Source organism: Pseudomonas emilianonis (assembly GCF_023072625.1).
Lineage (GTDB): Bacteria > Pseudomonadota > Gammaproteobacteria > Pseudomonadales > Pseudomonadaceae > Aquipseudomonas > Aquipseudomonas paraveronii.
The window spans coordinates 1-17,335 of record NZ_JAKNRV010000085.1; the positions used below are offsets into that span (position 1 = coordinate 1).

At 59.6% G+C, this 17,335-nt stretch carries 15 protein-coding genes and 1 pseudogene; 1 reads left to right on the forward strand and 15 read right to left on the reverse strand.

All coding sequences use genetic code 11. The annotated features are described in order from the left end of the window. The 9 genes and pseudogenes from L9Z73_RS11560 to L9Z73_RS11600 form a co-directional block, all read right to left on the reverse strand. Positions 1–465, reverse strand: a 465-nt coding sequence (locus L9Z73_RS11560) for an ImpA family type VI secretion system protein (RefSeq protein WP_247400360.1), incomplete at its 3' end; no start/stop codon positions are given. Then, positions 462–3,716, reverse strand: coding sequence for an ImcF-related family protein (locus L9Z73_RS11565; protein WP_247400361.1), 3,255 nt, complete (start codon positions 3,714–3,716; stop codon positions 462–464). The genes L9Z73_RS11565 and L9Z73_RS11560, both read right to left, overlap by 4 nt. Positions 3,717–3,810: 94 nt before the next feature. Continuing rightward, positions 3,811–4,944 (reverse strand): hypothetical protein, encoded by a 1,134-nt coding sequence (locus tag L9Z73_RS11570; protein WP_247400363.1) that lies wholly within the window; start codon positions 4,942–4,944, stop codon positions 3,811–3,813. Then, positions 4,941–5,198 carry a PAAR domain-containing protein gene (locus tag L9Z73_RS11575; protein ID WP_247400365.1) on the reverse strand — a complete coding sequence of 86 codons (258 nt, stop codon included), beginning with the start codon at positions 5,196–5,198 and terminating at the stop codon, positions 4,941–4,943. Before L9Z73_RS11575 ends, L9Z73_RS11570 begins: the two co-directional genes overlap by 4 nt. A gap of 28 nt (positions 5,199–5,226) precedes the next feature. Beyond that, positions 5,227–5,748, reverse strand: a complete 522-nt coding sequence (locus L9Z73_RS11580) for a DUF3304 domain-containing protein (protein ID WP_282598592.1) — start codon at positions 5,746–5,748, stop codon at positions 5,227–5,229. Between the two features lie 37 nt (positions 5,749–5,785). Further along, the gene (locus L9Z73_RS11585; protein WP_247400367.1) at positions 5,786–8,104 is read right to left on the reverse strand and encodes a T6SS phospholipase effector Tle1-like catalytic domain-containing protein; all 2,319 of its coding nucleotides are present in this window, start codon (positions 8,102–8,104) and stop codon (positions 5,786–5,788) included. Beyond that, complete coding sequence (locus tag L9Z73_RS11590; RefSeq protein ID WP_247400369.1) at positions 8,092–8,613, reverse strand: DUF3304 domain-containing protein; 522 nt, start codon at positions 8,611–8,613, stop codon at positions 8,092–8,094. Before L9Z73_RS11590 ends, L9Z73_RS11585 begins: the two co-directional genes overlap by 13 nt. A gap of 28 nt (positions 8,614–8,641) precedes the next feature. Beyond that, a pseudogene (locus L9Z73_RS11595) lies at positions 8,642–9,213 on the reverse strand (DUF3304 domain-containing protein). Further along, on the reverse strand, positions 9,200–11,128 hold the full coding sequence (locus L9Z73_RS11600; RefSeq protein WP_345894158.1) for a T6SS phospholipase effector Tle1-like catalytic domain-containing protein: 1,929 nt from the start codon (positions 11,126–11,128) through the stop codon (positions 9,200–9,202). The pseudogene L9Z73_RS11595 and the gene L9Z73_RS11600 overlap by 14 nt, the downstream one beginning before the upstream one ends. 66 nt (positions 11,129–11,194) lie before the next feature. Here L9Z73_RS11600 and L9Z73_RS31305 point away from each other — a divergent pair, with 66 nt between their 5' ends. Continuing rightward, positions 11,195–11,524: a hypothetical protein gene (locus L9Z73_RS31305; protein WP_345894159.1), complete on the forward strand. Its 330-nt coding sequence runs from the start codon at positions 11,195–11,197 to the stop codon at positions 11,522–11,524. Here L9Z73_RS31305 and L9Z73_RS11605 read toward each other — a convergent pair. From L9Z73_RS11605 to L9Z73_RS11630, 6 genes are all read right to left on the reverse strand, one after another. After that, positions 11,506–12,027: a DUF3304 domain-containing protein gene (locus tag L9Z73_RS11605; RefSeq protein ID WP_247400373.1), complete on the reverse strand. Its 522-nt coding sequence runs from the start codon at positions 12,025–12,027 to the stop codon at positions 11,506–11,508. The two genes, L9Z73_RS31305 and L9Z73_RS11605, sit on opposite strands and share 19 nt — an antisense overlap. A gap of 28 nt (positions 12,028–12,055) precedes the next feature. Beyond that, entirely contained in the window at positions 12,056–12,547 is a 492-nt protein-coding gene (locus tag L9Z73_RS11610) for a DUF3304 domain-containing protein (protein WP_247400385.1), read from the reverse strand. 67 nt (positions 12,548–12,614) lie between these two features. Next, complete coding sequence (locus tag L9Z73_RS11615) at positions 12,615–14,921, reverse strand: T6SS phospholipase effector Tle1-like catalytic domain-containing protein (protein ID WP_247400375.1); 2,307 nt, start codon at positions 14,919–14,921, stop codon at positions 12,615–12,617. Then, positions 14,909–15,439 (reverse strand): DUF3304 domain-containing protein, encoded by a 531-nt coding sequence (locus tag L9Z73_RS11620; RefSeq protein ID WP_247400377.1) that lies wholly within the window; start codon positions 15,437–15,439, stop codon positions 14,909–14,911. The genes L9Z73_RS11615 and L9Z73_RS11620 overlap by 13 nt, the downstream gene beginning before the upstream one ends. Further along, on the reverse strand, positions 15,436–16,236 hold the full coding sequence (locus tag L9Z73_RS11625; RefSeq protein ID WP_247400379.1) for a DUF4123 domain-containing protein: 801 nt from the start codon (positions 16,234–16,236) through the stop codon (positions 15,436–15,438). The genes L9Z73_RS11620 and L9Z73_RS11625 overlap by 4 nt, the downstream gene beginning before the upstream one ends. Continuing rightward, positions 16,233–17,335 (reverse strand): type VI secretion system Vgr family protein (locus L9Z73_RS11630; protein ID WP_247400381.1); only part of this gene is annotated, 1,103 nt, incomplete at its 5' end. The genes L9Z73_RS11630 and L9Z73_RS11625, both read right to left, overlap by 4 nt.

The window sequence follows — 17,335 nt, forward strand, 5'->3', positions numbered from 1 at the left end:
GGCTTCGCTGCGCACCACTTCGGGGTACTGCGACAGACTGTCCAGCACCTTGCCGCTGGCCAGCCATTCCAGCGCCATCTTGCGGCTATTGGGCCGCGACGGCAGCACATCGGCGGCGAAACGTTCCACCAGCGCGGCGAGCAAACCGAGGCCATCCGCCAACCCGGCCTCGCCGTCCTTCTGCACGCGTGCCCACAGGTAATACGTAGCGACGCGCAGGTCTTTGCAGGTGTGGGTCAGCAGCTGTTCTGCCAGTTGAACCACCCGCTCGGCATCCGCACCGGAGAGCTTGTTGACCTCCTCGCGCATGCGTTGGAAGTCATCGTCATAGCCTGGGTCTTCGCCTACCGGCGAGTCTGCGCTGATCGGTTGAAGCCACGTCTGCCAGCGCTCGGCTTGGCTGCGGGCCAAGGCCAAAGGGTCGCGCTCGCCCAGACAATCGGTGATCAAGGTGTACAGGCTCATTCAAAAACCCCGCTCTGCGCATACGGCACTTGCGCGGTGCCCTGGGTGAGGAAGATCTGTGGCGGCAACGTGAAGTTACGCAGCTTGAGCAAGGCCAGAGGCCCCGCGCCCAGTTCGGTGCGCAGGTTCCACGTCAGGTTCAAACCATCAGGGGCCTTGAGGACCATGCGGTAGCGGCTGTCGCCGTCGTCCAAGGGGGTGATTCGAGCTTTTTCCAGCAAGCGGATCAGGCCCCAGGTCCCCTGGTAATCACCGAACAGGCGCTCGCCGGTATGGATGCTGGTCCAGCTCAGGCTAGCGCCGGGATGGTCACCGCGCCCTGGCCAATTGAAACGCTGCCAACGCTCTTTCTGGTTGAAATACTGATGGTGCGCGCCATTGAGGATGAAGGTGGTTTGCACGACATCTCGCACCGGTTTGCCTTGAAGCTCGAAGCTCAAACCCATGCCGCCGTCGGTATAGATCACATCAGCCAGATGGCTCAGTTGGTTAATCGCCGCCAGAAACTGCGGATTAATCCGCAACCCCTGGCTATGGCGCGGGTCGGCGACCCAGCGGCTGCCTTCCTTGCGCAGCACACCGCTCAGTTGGCTGCGTAAAAACTGCTCGATACGCCCGGAGTCGGCACGGATCATCTGCCCCAGCATCGGCAACGAGGAATCGCTGGAGGTTTGCGCAAAGGGGTAGCGCCCAGCAAAAGCACTCTGCCAATCACCAACGATTGAGCGCTGCCACTGACTATTGAGCCCGGCAGCCGAGGGTTGCAAAACCCGTTGCCACGCTTCATCTAAAGGCTGCACAAAAAGCGTATGGCCGACCCCATTCCACTCTGCTCCCAGGCTGGCCGCAATCAGGCTGCCGTAGGACTGCGTGTCTGTCAGGTCGACGCTCTTGCCTTGAAACACGGTTTGTGCCAGGGCTTGGGTCATTTCCTGCGGATCAGGCGCATTGCTGACTTGCTGCAATTTCAGGCGCAGCCTGGTGACGCGGGTCAGGAACGCCTGCAGGCTCAAGCGGTCATTGTCGGCCTTGGCCTCGGGGTCTTTGCCGAGCAGGCTCAATAACGGCCCGAAAGTCGCCTCCAGCGGACTGCGCGGCGTTTGTGCCAGTTGATCAATCATCGGCCCATTGTCCTTGGCAATCAGCTTTTGCGCGGACTGTATCAACGAGTCGGCCAGGGCCTGGTTGCGAGTGCCGGCCTGCCCTTGATAGGCCAGCGTGTTCATCAGGGCAATCAGCGGCGATTGGCGCACATCAGTCATCAAGGTCAGTTGGTCGATCACATCGCCCAAGCTATTGGCTGGGTTCCAGCGCAGGCTGTTGAGAAAGCCCAGCCAGGCACTGGCGTAATCCTGGAAGTAGCGTTCGGTGAGCCGTTCGCGGAGCTGGTCCGGGCTCAGGCGGGTGTCGATATCGGCGGGTTTGTCGCTGAGCACCCAGTCGATTTCCTCGCGGCGCGCGTCGGCGATCGCATCGATGGCTTGGCGCACCTGGCCCTCCCAGGCCTGGCGCGTGAACACGCCCGGTACACTGGCTTCGGTGTAGAACAGCGCCAGAACATCGGTTTCACCCACCATGTTTTGCACGCTTAGCGCTGGGTATTGATTGGCCGCTGTGTCGAGGACCTGCTGGTAAAGACTGGTTTCTGCATTGCGCTGGCCCAACAGCCCAAGCAGAACCTGTCGGGCCTGAGCAACCAGCCTCGGGTCAGCGCTGATAGCCCAGGCCGGGTGCGCCGCCAAGTGCTCGCCATAGAACTGCCACAGGTTAGGCGCCAGACTTTGCCAAAGTCCCGGCGATACACCGTCGCGCACCGGCTCGGCGTTGCGCAGGGCTTTGGTCAGGAAGGTGGCGTCGGCTTTTTGCGGGCGCGCCATCATCAGGTAAGCCTTCAGTTGCTCGTAGGCAGACTGGGCTCGCGCTGCCCGTTGCTCGCTGCCCACAGGCAGGCTGATCAACGCGTTTAGCTGTCGTCGTAAATTGTCCGCCGCCGGGTCACGGATCAGGCGGTTGTTGGCTTCGACGTAGCGTGGCCACACCGTTTCAAGCAGCGCTGGGGTTTGATTCAGGCCGAAGCGCTGGTACCAAGGAGCGCCGTGTTCGGCGCGGTAATCCAGACGCGCCAGTTCGCGCATCAGATCGTTGATTGCGCTGAGTTGCTCGTCGCTACTGCCCGTCTGCTGCAATGCCGCCAACGAACTTTGCACCTGGGCGATTTGCGCACGGTTGCTGACAAACGAGAGCAACAATCCGGCGCCCCATAACGTCGCCAAACCCAACACCAGCGCATAGCCAACGCGCGGCACGCTCCAGCCCAGCCGGCGGCCACTGGCGTTATCGCCGAGTACGCCGTGCCACACCGGGGCAACCGACCACTCCTGTTGTTGATCATGCGGCGAGCGCTGTACCGGCAGGCTGAACCACACCCCACGCAGCGGCACACCCTGGGCAAAGTCGCTACCCAGCGGCGCCAGCGTCTGACACCAGCGGGCGATGCCCTCGCCCTGTAAATCCCGGGACAGGCGCAGCAGAAAATCATGCTTCATCACACCGTTCATCTGCGCCAAGCCCTCGCGCCGCAAAGGCTCCAGCAAGCGCGTCAGCGCGGTTTCCAATCCCGCCGCCGTGAACCGCTCGGGCAACCGGCAACCCACCGGCTGCGCCTTGCGAGTGTCCTGCGCCCATGTACTGTCGCAGACCTGCCAGAGGTATAACGGCAACTGCCAGTGCAGGTCACGGGCAAGGCGCTGCACCTGGCGTACACCTTTGCCCATCGCGGCATCGTCGGCGGCCTGGGTTTTGTTCAACGCCCAAACCACCCCGTCCAGCGCACGCCTGCGGCTCAGCCCACTCCAGTGCTTAGGGAATGATTGATCCAGCGCGGCCTGGGCACTGCCACCCCACAGCAGGACTGTGCCTTGGCCTTCGAGCCATTGCTGATTAGCCAGTGTGGGGGCGATGGCTTCGATTTCGGTGGGTTCGCCGATGACGAGAAGCAGGCGGATTTTGTGGCGCCAGAAGAGGCCGTAGTGCTTGCGCAGGCCTTGAATTATCTCTGCCAGGTCCGGCTGTCCATCGGGTTCGGCGGGAGGGGGCACTGGCAACAACCGGGAACCGAGCACTAACTTGCGGATGCCCTTTTGGACAATCTGCCAGGCCACCAGCGCCATGCCGAACAACAATGCCCACAGCAATATGCCCTTGAGCACGACATCCCGCATCACGGCACGGCTGAGAAGCCTGGGCTCCATCAACAACCACCAGATCGCGGCCCCCGCAGCGACAAGTACCGCCAGGATCACAGCGAGTAATAACGCCGTCTTCCCAGAGGATATTTTCGGAGATTCAACTATTTGAGTCATCGGGTTCCACAACTCCAAGGGCCAGGGTGTGATGAGGGTCGTTCGCCAACCAGGCGCAAGGCACCTGATGTAGCTCGACGTACCAGGCAGCCAGGGTTTGTACGACCATGGCCTGTAGATGCTCCAGGGCGCCAAAGTTGGCGTCTTGCACGTGCTGCTTGGTGTTCCAGCCAGCGGCAGGCAGCTCAGGCACAGTTGGCTGAGCGAACGACACGCACACGTCAGTGGGGGCGGTTAGTTCGCGCTGTTGCAGAGCACGCTTAGCGACCGTAGAGAGTTGCTCGGTATCAGCCGAAAACCATTCGCCGCGAGAAAAACGCACAGTGCCTTCAGGACCGAATAACCAGAGCACCGCCGCCTCTCCTGCCGGCAAAGGAATCTCCTGCTGGATAGTCGAGGACTGGCAACCGGCGCAGAGGACGCAGGCCGTTGCGGGAGCGCCCTGCAATTGGTCAATAACCGAATCCAGGGTACGAATACCCTCCCAAGGCTCTGGCTGTTCAGGCAGTTGAACCGGGGGAGAACACCGCGCCATTTGTTCGGCAAATGCTTGCCATGCCGACAGCGAACCCTGCCAGTAGCAACGTAGCGGCTGCACGGCTGAGTGTTCATTACGCTGTCGGTGCCACTGTAGTGCGAGCAAAATCGCTAAATTGCGCTCACGTTCGGCGACATCATTTCCAAACACCTGAACAAGATGAATCGCTCGCCCTTCAAGCGTTGCCTGCGGCGCGGGTGGCTGGTGGTCTGAGCTGAATAGCAGTAGCCCCTGTTCCGGTGTGGTGCATGGCGCGGATACCAGCACGGACTCGACCAGCCCGACATGCTGCCGATGGTGCATCCACCACGCCTGGCTGACCTGTTCGGCTGCCTCGTGATAACGCTGTGCGTTATGCCGATTGAGGCGAAAGTACAAAACGCGCAACAGCAATGCCAACAACCAGACCAGTGATGCAAAGGCCACAGCGGTAACCGCCACATGCGGTTCAATGACCGATCGCGACACCACGCCCAGACCGACCAAAACAACCAGCAAGGTCACTCCGCTGACCATCCAGCGTGAGTACACCGGGGCTGGAACCAAGGGATAAGCGGCAAACGCAGGCGCGGTATTCAATAGGCCACCTGCGTGTCCGGCATTGAGCTGACCAGCGTGCATCCGCATTTACAGCGGTGGCCATGCAGCGCCGCCGGCCGGCCGTCGATGTGCAGCAGGTCGGTGCCTTCGGCGATCTCGGTGCGACCGTGCAGGTTGCAGCGCACGGCGTCGCCCTGACAGGCCATCGGCTTACCATGACACTCGTAATGCCCCTCCAGCACTTCGCCGCCAAATTCTTCCAACGTGTCTCCTTGACGAATCACCGGCTTCATCACCGCACCTCCCGATTAAGACCGCACATTACTTCGGACATGACTGAGGCTCCGGCAAGTGCAGCGGGGTTTTGATCGGGTATTCGGGGCTGCCATAGGCGTAGCAGGAGGTGGTGACCTGGAGTTCATCGCAGGGCAGGAAATGCACGGTTAGGCCGCAGACTTTTTGGCCGGTGTAGTCGGGGACTGGTACTAACTTCGTAAGTCGACGTTTTTTCGCATCAATTTTATCAACCCAAGCATAGTATTTTTCCCGATCCGCAAAGCCGGGAAACCCTGCTGAACTGCCCTCTCCTGTTTCCCAATCAACACGTACAGTCATTCCCGGCTGCCAGCGCGACGGGGCGACGTAACAGCAACCTCCCCCGCCACCTTGGTACGGCCCAACAATGTCGATACCCGAGCGACCGTCGACACTGAAGCGGTTAATGGCCCAGTGAGTGTGATTGATAGCTTCAAGGGTGCTGGCCTGAGCGCTTTGCACAAGCACAGCCCCAACCAGACCGCATAAGGCAGCCATCAGCACTCGATACGAAATAGGATTGGACATGAGTTTGCCTCCTGGAGCAGAGCATCGAAAGACGGGGTCAGGCCGGCGCATTGCTCACCTCGCTGACCTTGGCGTAATAAGCGTTCCAGTGTGCCTCGATGGCCTGCTGAGCCTCGGCCATACGTTGTGCATCCATGACGGGTAATTGAACGGCAACGGAAGGTCCCGAGCTTGGCAAAGGCGTGCGCCCGGCGAGCATCGTCGCTTTCACTTCAGGATTAAGCGCAAGCTCTCTTCTGCTGGCTTCGCCGAAAAACACCATGCGCTCACGGAAATAGCTGCCCATCCACTCGCGCCCCATTGAATAAAGAAACCAGGCGCGGGAATCGTGGACCTGATCATCCAACAGCGCTCGCAACAGCCCCGCAGGCTGCGAGGCGTTGCTGGTTTCGTCTACCGGACCCCGGGTATTTTCGTTTGGATGATTGTGCTGACCGGCTGGCGGCGGAAACAGCTGACTTACCCTGGCCCGCCCCGCCGCTTTCATCTGTCGGCACTCGACGCGTGCGTCAGCGGTGATGATGCGCAACACCGCCACGGGCGGAGCGTTAGCCGGTAATACTCGACTCAGGTTGGAGGCCAGATGATCGGGGTCGCGGTAGGCGGCACCAAACTCCTCGGCGGCTTCGCGCAGTTGGGTTTGCCCCATGTCCGCGTCGAAATCCTTAACGCCAGGCTCCGGTGTTTTTGGCTGCGCTTGGCCACTGCGCTCAAGGGCGAGTTGTACCTTGCGCTTTGATTTAATCGTTGCCTGTTTCTCGTTACGATCCGACTCCGCTTTTTTACGTACTGCCGGATCGGCTTCGGTATCGCTAGCCTCAAGGTAGAATGATTTCTGCTTCAGGCTGGCGAAGGCATAGCGGTCGATGCGCCAGGCAGTGATCCAGCCCAACTGGGTGCGTGCGGCCTGTTCTAGCGTGGTGGTGGTCGCGAGGGGCTGGTAGCGTTCAATTTGTTCGATGGGCAGAGGGTGGGAAACATGGGGCAGGCCCAAAGTAATCTGACGCCAGGCATTGAAGCGGGTAACCAGAGTTGAAGAAACATCAAACTCTCTTTGCAACTCAGTTTCCATTGCACGCCAAAGTTCGTGCCGCAGACTGATTGGTAAAGAATGCGGAGGCACTTTTAATGGTGCGCCATACGCAAAGGCGTCGGCATATATCTCATGCAAGGCGATTTGAGACAGCAATAGCCCACCCCCTAATCGCGAATCTGTGCTAAAAGCCTTCCCCTGATCCCCAGGCGGATAACCTCCGCCCAAATCCGAGTGCACCCCCGGATAAATCACCTCCACACTGTTCACCGGATAACTGCCACTCTCGCGGCGAATCGACTCCAGCGGAAAACACAGGCGCTGCTCAAAACTCGCCGCAAGATGCAGGCAACGCTTGACCAGCCCACCACCGGGAAGCTCCTGATTACCATCGGCCCAGGCCATATGCCCATCTGCTCCTGGCATAATATCGGCAATGCCCACCGAGGCCACGGTGTCCAGTAACCCCAGGTACTCCACACTCAGCGGGACTTCCAGATCGTCCAGTTTAAGGAACGGTCGGTAACGCATCAGCTCGTTCAACCAACTGACAAAGGCACGCGCCGCCGACGCGCCACGGGAAAAGCCAAAAACATACAACTTGATGCCCAACAGTTTCGACGAGCCGGGGTTTGGCTGTGCCAGCGCCAGACGCAACGGCTTTTCAATCGCCTTGAGCTGCTTGCTGAACACTGCGGCACGGTTGGCTTGGCCCTTGATAAATTCCAGCCCGGGAAGCGTTCCCATGGCAGCTACCGACGCCTTCAGGCTCGCGTTGTCCGGCCGAGGTAAACCCAGCGTGCGCCGCAGGGCATCAATAAGCATCAACAAGCCCCAGTTGATCCGCTCTTCACCGAACCAGGCGCCCGCCAGCCCGACAGCGGTGAAATCCAGGTCGCCCACCTCCGCAAACGGCGTGCCGACGCCGGGCATGTAGTACTTGAAGTACTGGCCATTGCCGGTGCCTGCCGCATCGGTCAACCGCTGGGCCTCGTCGCGGTGCCCGGTACCACCGGCATACCCGTCCCCGATGGTGGCGCGAAACAGCCGGGCGATATTGGTTGGGTGCGGCTTAGTGGCTATGTACAAGTCATCATTTAGATTATTGCCGGTGCCGTCGAAGAACAGGCTGATGTGCAACGTCTTGCAGCACGGTGGCGTAACCCGATAACCGGCCGCCAGGCACAGGGCATCCTGGTAGCCGCGCTCCTGCTCGCACTGGCGTAGGATATTTTGTTGGACCTGTTCGACGCGTCGAGGCAAGCGGCCTCCCGCCGGAAACGGTGGAGGGACCCAGACACTGGCATGTTTCACTTTGGACATGACTTAGGCTCCGGCAGGTGCAGCGGGGTTTTAATCGGGTATTCGGGGCGGCCATAGGCGTAGCAAGAGGTCGTGACCTGGAGTTCATCGCAGGGAAGGAAGTGCACAGTGAGGCCACAAACTTTTTGGCCGCTGTAATCGGGTACGAACACAACCTTGGAGTGTTTGCGCTTTTGCGCATCAAGTTTTTCAATCCAAGCCAAATATTTTTGCCGATCTTCGTACCCTGGAAAGTCGAAGGAATAAGCCACACCGGTCTCCCAATCAACACGCACCGTCATTCCCGGCTGCCAGCGCGACGGAGCGACGTAACAGCAACCTCCCCCACCCCCCTGATACGGACCGATGATGTCGATACCCGATCGACCGTCGACACTAAAGCGGTTGATAGCCCAGTGGGTGTGGTTTATGGCTTCAAGGGTGCTGGCATGAGCGTTCTGCACGAGCAATGCGCCAACAAGGGCTCCGAGCAGGGCGAGGCGATACCTGCCGTCCGTGGGTATGGGCATCACCGCACCTCCCGATTAAGACCGCACATTACGTCGGACATGACTGAGGCTCCGGCAAGTGCAGCGGGGTTTTGATCGGGTATTCGGGGCTGCCATAGGCGTAGCAGGAGGTGGTGACCTGGAGTTCATCGCAGGGCAGGAAATGTACGGTTAGGCCGCAGACTTTTTGGCCGGTGTAGTCGGGGATGGGGACTAGTTTGCTGTGGCGACGAGTTTGCGCATCAATTTTTTCAACCCACGCTAAGTATTTTGGCCAGTCGGCATAGCCAGGAGAATCATCTGCGTAAGCCACACCGGTTTCCCAATCAACACGCACCGTCATTCCCGGCTGCCAGCGCGACGGCGCGACGTAACAGCAACCTCCCCCCCCCCCTGGTACGGTCCGATGATGTCGATCCCAGATCGACCGTCAACACTGAATCGGTTAATGGCCCAGTGGGTGTGGTTAATGGCTTCAAGGGTGCTGGCGTGAGCGCTCTGCACCAACGCAGCCCCAACCAGGCCGCAGAGAGCCCCCATCAGTACTCGATACGAAATTGGGTGAGACACGGGTTTTACTCCTGAAACAGAGCGTCGAAAGACAAGATCAGGCCGACGCATTGCTCACCTCGCTAACCTTGGCGTAATAAGCGTGCCAGTGCGCCTCGATGGCTTGCTGAGCCTCGGCCATACGTTGTGCATCCATGACGGGTGGTTGAGCGGCAACGGAAAGTCCCGAGCTTGGCAAAGGCGTGAGCCCGGCGAGCATCGTCGCTTTCACTTCAGGATTAAGCGCAAGCTCTCTTCTGCTGGCTTCGCCGAAAAACACCATGCGCTCACGGAAGTAGCTGCCCATCCACTCGCGCCCCATTGAATAAAGAAACCAGGCGCGGGAATCGTGGACCTGATCATCCAGCAGCGCTCGCAACAGCCCCGCAGGCTGCGAGGCGTTGCTGGTTTCGTCTACCGGGCCCTGGGTAATTTCGTTTGGATGATTGTGCTGACCGGCTGGCGGCGGAAACAGCTGACTTACCCTGGCCCGCCCCGCCGCTTTCATCTGTCGGCACTCGACGCGTGCGTCAGCGGTGATGATGCGCAACACCGCCACGGGCGGAGCGTTAGCCGGTAATACCCGACTCAGGTTGGAGGCCAGGTGATCGGGGTCGCGGTAGGCGGCACCAAACTCCTCGGCGGCTTCGCGCAGTTGGGTTTGCCCCATGTCCGCGTCGAAATCCTTAACGCCAGGCTCCGGTGTTTTTGGCTGCGCTTGGCCACTGCGCTCAAGGGCGAGTTGCACCTTGCGCTTTGATTTAATCGTTGCCTGTTTCTCGTTGCGATCCGACTCCGCTTTTTTACGTACTGCCGGGTCGGCTTCGGTATCGCTAGCCTCAAGGTAGAACGATTTCTGCTTCAGGCTGGCGAAGGCATAGCGGTCGATGCGCCAGGCAGTGATCCAGCCCAACTGGGTGCGTGCGGCCTGTTCCAGCGTGGTGGTGGTCGCGAGGGGCTGGTAGCGTTCAATTTGTTCGATGGGCAGAGGGTGGGAAACATGGGGCAGGCCCAGAGTCATCTGGCGCCAGGCGTTGAAGCGGTTGACTAAAGTTGGTGCGGTGGCAAAAGATTTCTCCACATCAGCTTCCATCGCCCTCCAAAGCTCATGACGTAACCCAACTGGTAATGAAGCGAGTGGTACTTTCAGCGGGGCTCCATAAACAAACGCGTCCGCATACAGATCGTTCAACGCAATTTGCGACAGCAGAAGTGCGTCCCCTACCCGCGCATCTTCGCTGAAAGCCTTCCCCTGATCCCCAGGCGGATACCCTCCGCCCAAATCCGAGTGCACCCCCGGATAAACCACTTCCACACTGTTCACCGGATAACTGCCACTCTCGCGGCGAATCGACTCCAGCGGAAAACACAGGCGCTGCTCAAAACTCGCCGCAAGATGCAGGCAACGCTTGACCAGCCCACCACCGGGAAGCTCCTGATTACCATCCGCCCAGGCCATATGCCCATCTACTCCTGGCATAATATCGGCAATGCCCACCGAGGCCACGGTGTCCAGTAACCCCAGGTACTCCACACTCAGCGGGACTTCCAGATCGTCCAGTTTAAGGAACGGTCGGTAACGCATCAGCTCATTCAACCAACTGACAAAGGCCCGCGCCGCCGACGCGCCACGGGAAAAGCCAAAAACATACAACTTGATGCCCAACAGTTTCGATGAGCCTGGGTTTGGCTGTGCCAGCGCCAGGCGCAACGGCTTTTCAATCGCCTTGAGCTGCTTGCTGAACACTGCGGCACGGTTGGCTTGGCCCTTGATAAATTCCAGCCCGGGAAGCGTTCCCATGGCGGCTACCGACGCCTTCAGGCTCGCGTTGTCCAGCCGAGGCAAACCCAGCGTGCGCCGCAGGGCATCGATAAGCATCAGCAGTCCCCAGTTGATCCGCTCTTCGCCGAACCAGGCGCCCGCCAGCCCGACAGCGGTGAAATCCAGGTCGCCCACCTCTGCAAACGGCGTGCCGACGCCGGGCATGTAGTACTTGAAGTACTGGCCATTGCCGGTGCCCGTCGCATCGGTCAAACGCTGGGCCTTGTCACTGTGCCCGGTGCCACCGGCATACCCATCCCCGACGGTGGCGCGAAACAGCCGGGCGATATTGGTCGGGTGCGGCTTATTGGCTATGTACAGGTCATCATTCAGATTATTGCCAGTGCCGTCGAAAAACAGGCTGATGTGCACCGTCTTGCAGCACGGTGGCGTAACCCGATAACCGGCCGCCAGGCACAATGCATCTTGATAACCTCGCTCCAGCTCGCACTGTCGAAGGATATTTTGCTGAACCTGTTCGACGCGGCGAGGCAAACGTCCACGGAATGGAAATGGCTGCGGATACCAAACACTGGCATGTTTCATTTCGGACATGATTGAGGCTCCGGCAAGTGCAGCGGGGTCTTGATCGGGTACTCGGGACTACCATAGGCATAACAGGAGGTGGTGACCTGGATCTCATCGCACGGAAGAAAGTGTACGGTGAGACCACAGACTTTCTGGTCCGTGTAATCAGGGACTGGTACTACCTTCGAGTGCCTGCTCGTTTGCGCGTCAATCTGCTTTTCCCACGCAAGATACTTGGGCCAATCTTCGTAACCGGGGAATCCATCGGCGTATGCGACACCGCGTTCCCAATCAACACGCACCGTCATTCCCGGCTGCCAGCGCGACGGAGCGACGTAACAGCAACCTCCCCCGCCCCCCTGATACGGACCGATGATGTCGATACCCGATCGACCGTCGACACTAAAGCGATTGATCGCCCAGTGGGTGTGGTTAATGGCTTCAAGGGTGCTGGCCAGGGCGCTTTGCGCGAGCAATGCGCCAACAAGGGCTCCGAGCAGGGCGAGGCGATACCTGCCGTCCGCGGGTCTGGGCATCACCGCACCTCCCGATTAAGACCGCACATTACGTCGGACATGACTGAGGCTCCGGTAAGTGCAGCGGGGTTTTGATCGGGTATTCGGGGCTGCCATAGGCGTAGCAGGAGGTGGTGACCTGGAGTTCATCGCAGGGCAGGAAATGTACGGTTAGGCCGCAGACTTTTTGGCCGGTGTAGTCGGGGATGGGGACTAGTTTGCTGTGTTGGCGTTTTTGGGCTCGTATCTGATCCCTCCAAGCTAAATATTTAGGCCTGTCGGCAAAGCCAGGAAAACCTTTTGAACTACCAACACCTGTTTCCCAATCTACACGCACCGTCACTCCCGGCTGCCAGCGCGACGGGGCGACGTAACAGCAACCTCCCCCGCCCCCTTGGTACGGTCCGATGATGTCGATCCCGGATCGACCGTCAACACTGAATCGGTTAATGGCCCAGTGGGTGTGGTTAATGGCTTCAAGGGTGCTGGCGTGAGCGCTCTGCACCAGCACAGCCCCAACCAGGCCGCAGAGGGCCCACATCAGTACTCGATACGAAATTGAATGAGACACGGGTTTTACTCCTGAAACAGAGCGTCGAAAGACAAGGTCAGGCCGGCGCATTACTAACCTCGCTGACCTTGGCGTAATAAGCGTCCCAGTGCGCCTCGATGGCTTGCTGAGCCTCGGCCATACGTTGTGCATTCATGACGGGTAATTGAGCGGCAACGGAAAGTCCCGAGCTTGGCAAAGGCGTGCGCCCGGCGAGCATCGTCGCTTTCACTTCAGGATTAAGCGCAAGCTCTCTTCTGCTGGCTTCGCCGAAAAACACCATGCGCTCACGGAAATAGCTGCCCATCCACTCGCGCCCCATTGAATAAAGAAACCAGGCGCGGGAATCGTGAACCTGATCATCCAGCAGCGCTCGCAACAGCCCCGCAGGCTGCGAGGCGTTGCTGGTTTCGTCTACCGGACCCCGGGTATTTTCGTTTGGATGATTGTGCTGACCGGTTGGCGGCGGAAACAGCTGACTTACCCTGGCCCGACCCGATGCTTTCATCTGCCGGCACTCGACGCGTGCGTCAGCGGTGATGATGCGCAACACCGCCACGGGCGGAGCGTTAGCCGGTAATACTCGACTCAGATTGGAGGCCAGGTGATCGGGGTCGCGGTAGGCGGCACCAAACTCCTCGGCGGCTTCGCGCAGTTGGGTTTTCCCCATGTCCGCGTCGAAATCCTTAACGCCAGGCTCCGGTGTTTTTGGCTGCGCTCGACCACTGCGTTCCAGGGCGAGTTGTACCTTGCGCTTTGATTTAATCGTTGCCTGTTTCTCGTTACGATCCGACTCCGCTTTTTTTCGTACTGCCGGGTCGGCTTCGGTATCGCTAGCCTCAAGGTAGAACGATTTCTGCTTCAGGCTGGCGAAGGCATAGCGGTCGATGCGCCAGGCAGTGATCCAGCCCAACTGGGTGCGTGCGGCCTGTTCTAGTGTGGTGGTGGACGTTAAGGGTTGATAGCGCTCTATCTGTTCAGCGGATAGCGGTTGGGAAGCGGGTGGCAGTCCGAGAGTAATCTGGCGCCAAGCGTTGAATCGAGCTGTCAAAATTGGCGCAGCGATGAACTCTAAAAGTACTTCGGGCGTCATTACTCGCCAAAGCTCATCGCGCAATCCGATTGGTAAAGTGTTTTTCGGGACCTTTAGCGGTGCGCCGTGCGCGAAGGCGTCGGCATACAAATCATTCAATGGAATTTGCGAAAGCAACAGGTGATCGTTTTCGCCGTTCGCCTTCCCCTGATCCCCAGGCGGATAACCTCCGCCCAAATCCGAGTGCACCCCCGGATAGATCACTTCCACACTGTTCACCGGATAACTGCCACTCTCGCGGCGAATCGACTCCAGCGGAAAACACAGGCGCTGCTCAAAACTCGCCGCAAGATGCAGGCAACGCTTGACCAGCCCACCACCGGGAAGCTCCTGATTACCATCGGCCCAGGCCATATGCCCGTCTGCTCCTGGCATAATATCGGCAATGCCCACCGAGGCCACGGTGTCCAGCAACCCCAGGTACTCCACACTAAGTGGGACTTCCAGATCGTCCAGTTTAAGGAACGGTCGGTAACGCATCAGCTCGTTCAACCAACTGACAAAGGCTCGCGCCGCCGACGCGCCACGGGAAAAGCCAAAAACATACAACTTGATGCCCAACAGTTTCGACGAGCCGGGGTTTGGCTGTGCCAGCGCCAGGCGCAACGGCTTTTCAATCGCCTTGAGCTGCTTGCTGAACACTGCGGCACGGTTGGCTTGGCCCTTGATAAATTCCAGCCCTGGCAACGTGCCCATGGCGCCGACCGCCGCCTTCAGGCTCGCGTTGTCCTGTCGGGGCAAACCCAGCGTGCGCCGCAGGGCATCGATTAGCATCAGCAGTCCCCAGTTGATCCGCTCTTCGCCGAACCAGGCACCTGCCAGCCCGGCAGCAGTGAAATCCAGGTCGCCCACCTCCGCAAACGGCGTGCCGACGCCGGGCATGTAGTACTTGAAGTACTGGCCATTGCCGGTGCCCACCGCATCGGTCAACCGCTGGGCCTCGTCGCGGTGCCCGGTACCACCGGCATACCCGTCCCCGATGGTGGCGCGAAACAGCCGGGCGATATTGGTTGGGTGCGGCTTAGTGGCTATGTACAAGTCATCATTCAGATTATTACCGGTGCCGTCGAAGAACAGGCTGATGTGCAACGTCTTGCAGCACGGTGGCGTAACCCGATAACCGGCCGCCAGGCACAGGGCATCCTGGTAGCCGCGCTCCTGCTCGCACTGGCGTAGGATATTTTGTTGGACCTGTTCGACGCGGCTTGGCAAACGGCCTCCCGCCGGAAACGGTGGAGGGACCCAGACACTGGCATGTTTCACTTCGGACATGACTGAGGCTCCGGCAGGTGCAGCGGGGTTTTGATCGGGTATTCGGGGCTGCCATAGGCGTAGCAGGAGGTCGTGACCTGGAGTTCATCACAGGGCAGGAAGTGCACGGTGAGGCCGCAGACTTTTTGGCCGGTGTAGTCCGGGACCGGAACGACTTTGCTGTGTTGGCGTTTTTGGGCTTTTATTGTTTTTTCCCATGCTAAAAATTTTGGCCAATCACCGGTACCCGGATAATCTTCGGTGCCACCGACACCGCGTTCCCAATCAACACGCACCGTCATTCCCGGCTGCCAGCGCGACGGAGCGACGTAACAGCAACCTCCCCCGCCCCCCTGATACGGACCGATGATGTCGATACCCGATCGACCGTCGACACTAAAGCGGTTGATCGCCCAGTGGGTGTGGTTAATGGCTTCAAGGGTGCTGGCCAGGGCGCTTTGCGCGAGCAATGCGCCAACAAGGGCTCCGAGCAGGGCGAGGCGATACCTGCCGTCCGTGGGTCTGGGCATAACGTTCATTTCCTGTCTTCGCTGGTGTGGGTCGCGCAGGCGTTACGTAACCTGTCGAGGGTGTGGGCTTCACGCTGGGAATTGAGTAACAACCCGGCCTGAGTGGCATCAAGCATTGCCGCGTAGCACGCCTGAAAGCGCTGTTCGGCACGCCACGCGGATGGCAACGCATCGGCAAGACTCACCATCGCCACCGTGGCGTCACTTGCGCAGCTAAGCGTTTCCAGCTGGCTGTCGCTCAGCTCGATAGGGGTGAAATCCTCCGGCAACTCAGGCGTATCTGCCGTGCCCGCAAGCCGTTTGGGAGAGCCGTCGCGATCCAGCCAGCTCCAGAAAACCGCGGGGCGTAACAACGGTTGCTGTTGCTGGGGTTCAAGCACATGGCTAAACAGCAAGGGGAACAGCCGCGGGTCGTAATAACGCAACAACCCCAGGTACCCGCCGTTGCGCACTTCCAGGCACCGACCGAGGTGTTCAGCCAAAGCCTGGAAGGGCCAGAGCGACCCCAGCACCAACAATTGCGAGCGGCCATTCAGCGCTTGCACGAGGCCAACCAGCCACTGGCGTTGCAGGGGCTGCGCCAAATCGACACGGACCAGCAACGGTGCCAATTCGTCGGCACCCGCCTCCGGCAACCCGGTAAATAGGGAATACCAAGGCAGTGCGGGCTCGACGCTGAGAACACTGGGCAGTAATGGGGAGTCGCTGCCGGCCTGATCAATGATGATATCCAGGCACGTAACGGAGACTTGTGAGCAGGAAACTTCCAGCAGTTCTATCCAGGTATTGCGAGGAACAGCGCTCATGCTTGTGCGCCCCTGGGTACGAAGCCCTGGGCCGCGGCCTGCGCCTTTTTCAGGCACTCCTTGCACACCGAGCTGGGCAATTGAGGTAACGGGAATTCCTCACTGGTTCCTGGATTCAGCCGATGCTTGCCCTTAATGCTGATCAACCCCGGACCATGAATCTGGATCTCGCCTTGGGGCGTAATGCGGATATAGCCGCCTCCACACCCCAGGGTGATGCCATTCTTCGCCGTCAGTTGCAGATGCCCCTGTACGGTCTGCAGGGTGATGTCTTGCTGGGCAATCAGCTTCATCACGTCGCCGTGGGATTCGATTTCCAGCGGCCCCTTGCCGGACACCAGGCGCATGCCTTCCTGCTGGGCAAGCAGGGAAATGGCCTGATTCGCGTGGACAGACAGCCGTTGAGCGGCGGCCAGGTTGATCTCGTCGTTGCTTTGCACGTACATCGCGTTGCCGCTTTTGAGCAGCAAGCATTCTGGGGTTACGGCGCCAATGCCCTTGGGCGCACTGAGTAGGATGGCCGAGGCGTTCAGGTCTTTGGCGTTGTCCTGGAACTGTTGCAGCCCATCGATGGCTGGCTTGCGGCTGTGGTGAGACTGGGCGATTGCCTGCCAATCCGCGATTTGTTGTTTGGCTCCCGCGACCAGATCGGTGGCGGGCGCCATGGTGAGCACATCACCAGAGGCCTTGGCCTGTGTATCCGTACTGATGAACAACCCTTTGCCTGCGCGAATGCTTCCCCAAGCATCTGTACGCAGCTCAAATCCTTCGCCGCGCTTTTTACGCTTGGCATCCACCAGATGCCCCAGGCTGAGCTGGCTCTTACCACTGTGCTCAGTACTGACCTTGATATGCTCCTGCCCCCGCGTGTCATCCATGCGCAGCTTGTTATTCGCCGGCGTGCGCAGCACGTTGCGTTTGTAATTGCGCAAAGTCACATGATCAACGTGTTGGCTGTCATGCAACGCGTGGGCGATGTAAGGCCGGTCCGGGTCGCCCTGTTCAAAGGCGATGGCGACTTCGGTGCCGGGAATCAACGGCAGGTGCAGGCCGTGGGTATCCCCGGCGTAGGGTCGGGCCAGGCGTAGCCAGAGGCTTT

Coding starts and splice junctions, on each gene's coding strand:
- L9Z73_RS11590 (WP_247400369.1), bottom strand. CDS start 8,613: ATGCCCATACCCACGGACGGCAGGTATCGCCTCGCCCTGCTCGGAGCC.
- L9Z73_RS11580 (WP_282598592.1), bottom strand. CDS start 5,748: ATGTCCAATCCTATTTCGTATCGAGTGCTGATGGCTGCCTTATGCGGT.
- L9Z73_RS11585 (WP_247400367.1), bottom strand. CDS start 8,104: ATGTCCAAAGTGAAACATGCCAGTGTCTGGGTCCCTCCACCGTTTCCG.
- L9Z73_RS11575 (WP_247400365.1), bottom strand. CDS start 5,198: ATGAAGCCGGTGATTCGTCAAGGAGACACGTTGGAAGAATTTGGCGGC.
- L9Z73_RS11615 (WP_247400375.1), bottom strand. CDS start 14,921: ATGTCCGAAGTGAAACATGCCAGTGTCTGGGTCCCTCCACCGTTTCCG.
- L9Z73_RS11625 (WP_247400379.1), bottom strand. CDS start 16,236: ATGAGCGCTGTTCCTCGCAATACCTGGATAGAACTGCTGGAAGTTTCC.
- L9Z73_RS11605 (WP_247400373.1), bottom strand. CDS start 12,027: ATGCCCAGACCCGCGGACGGCAGGTATCGCCTCGCCCTGCTCGGAGCC.
- L9Z73_RS11565 (WP_247400361.1), bottom strand. CDS start 3,716: ATGGAGCCCAGGCTTCTCAGCCGTGCCGTGATGCGGGATGTCGTGCTC.
- L9Z73_RS11610 (WP_247400385.1), bottom strand. CDS start 12,547: ATGTGGGCCCTCTGCGGCCTGGTTGGGGCTGTGCTGGTGCAGAGCGCT.
- L9Z73_RS11600 (WP_345894158.1), bottom strand. CDS start 11,128: ATGCCCGGCGTCGGCACGCCGTTTGCAGAGGTGGGCGACCTGGATTTC.
- L9Z73_RS11620 (WP_247400377.1), bottom strand. CDS start 15,439: ATGAACGTTATGCCCAGACCCACGGACGGCAGGTATCGCCTCGCCCTG.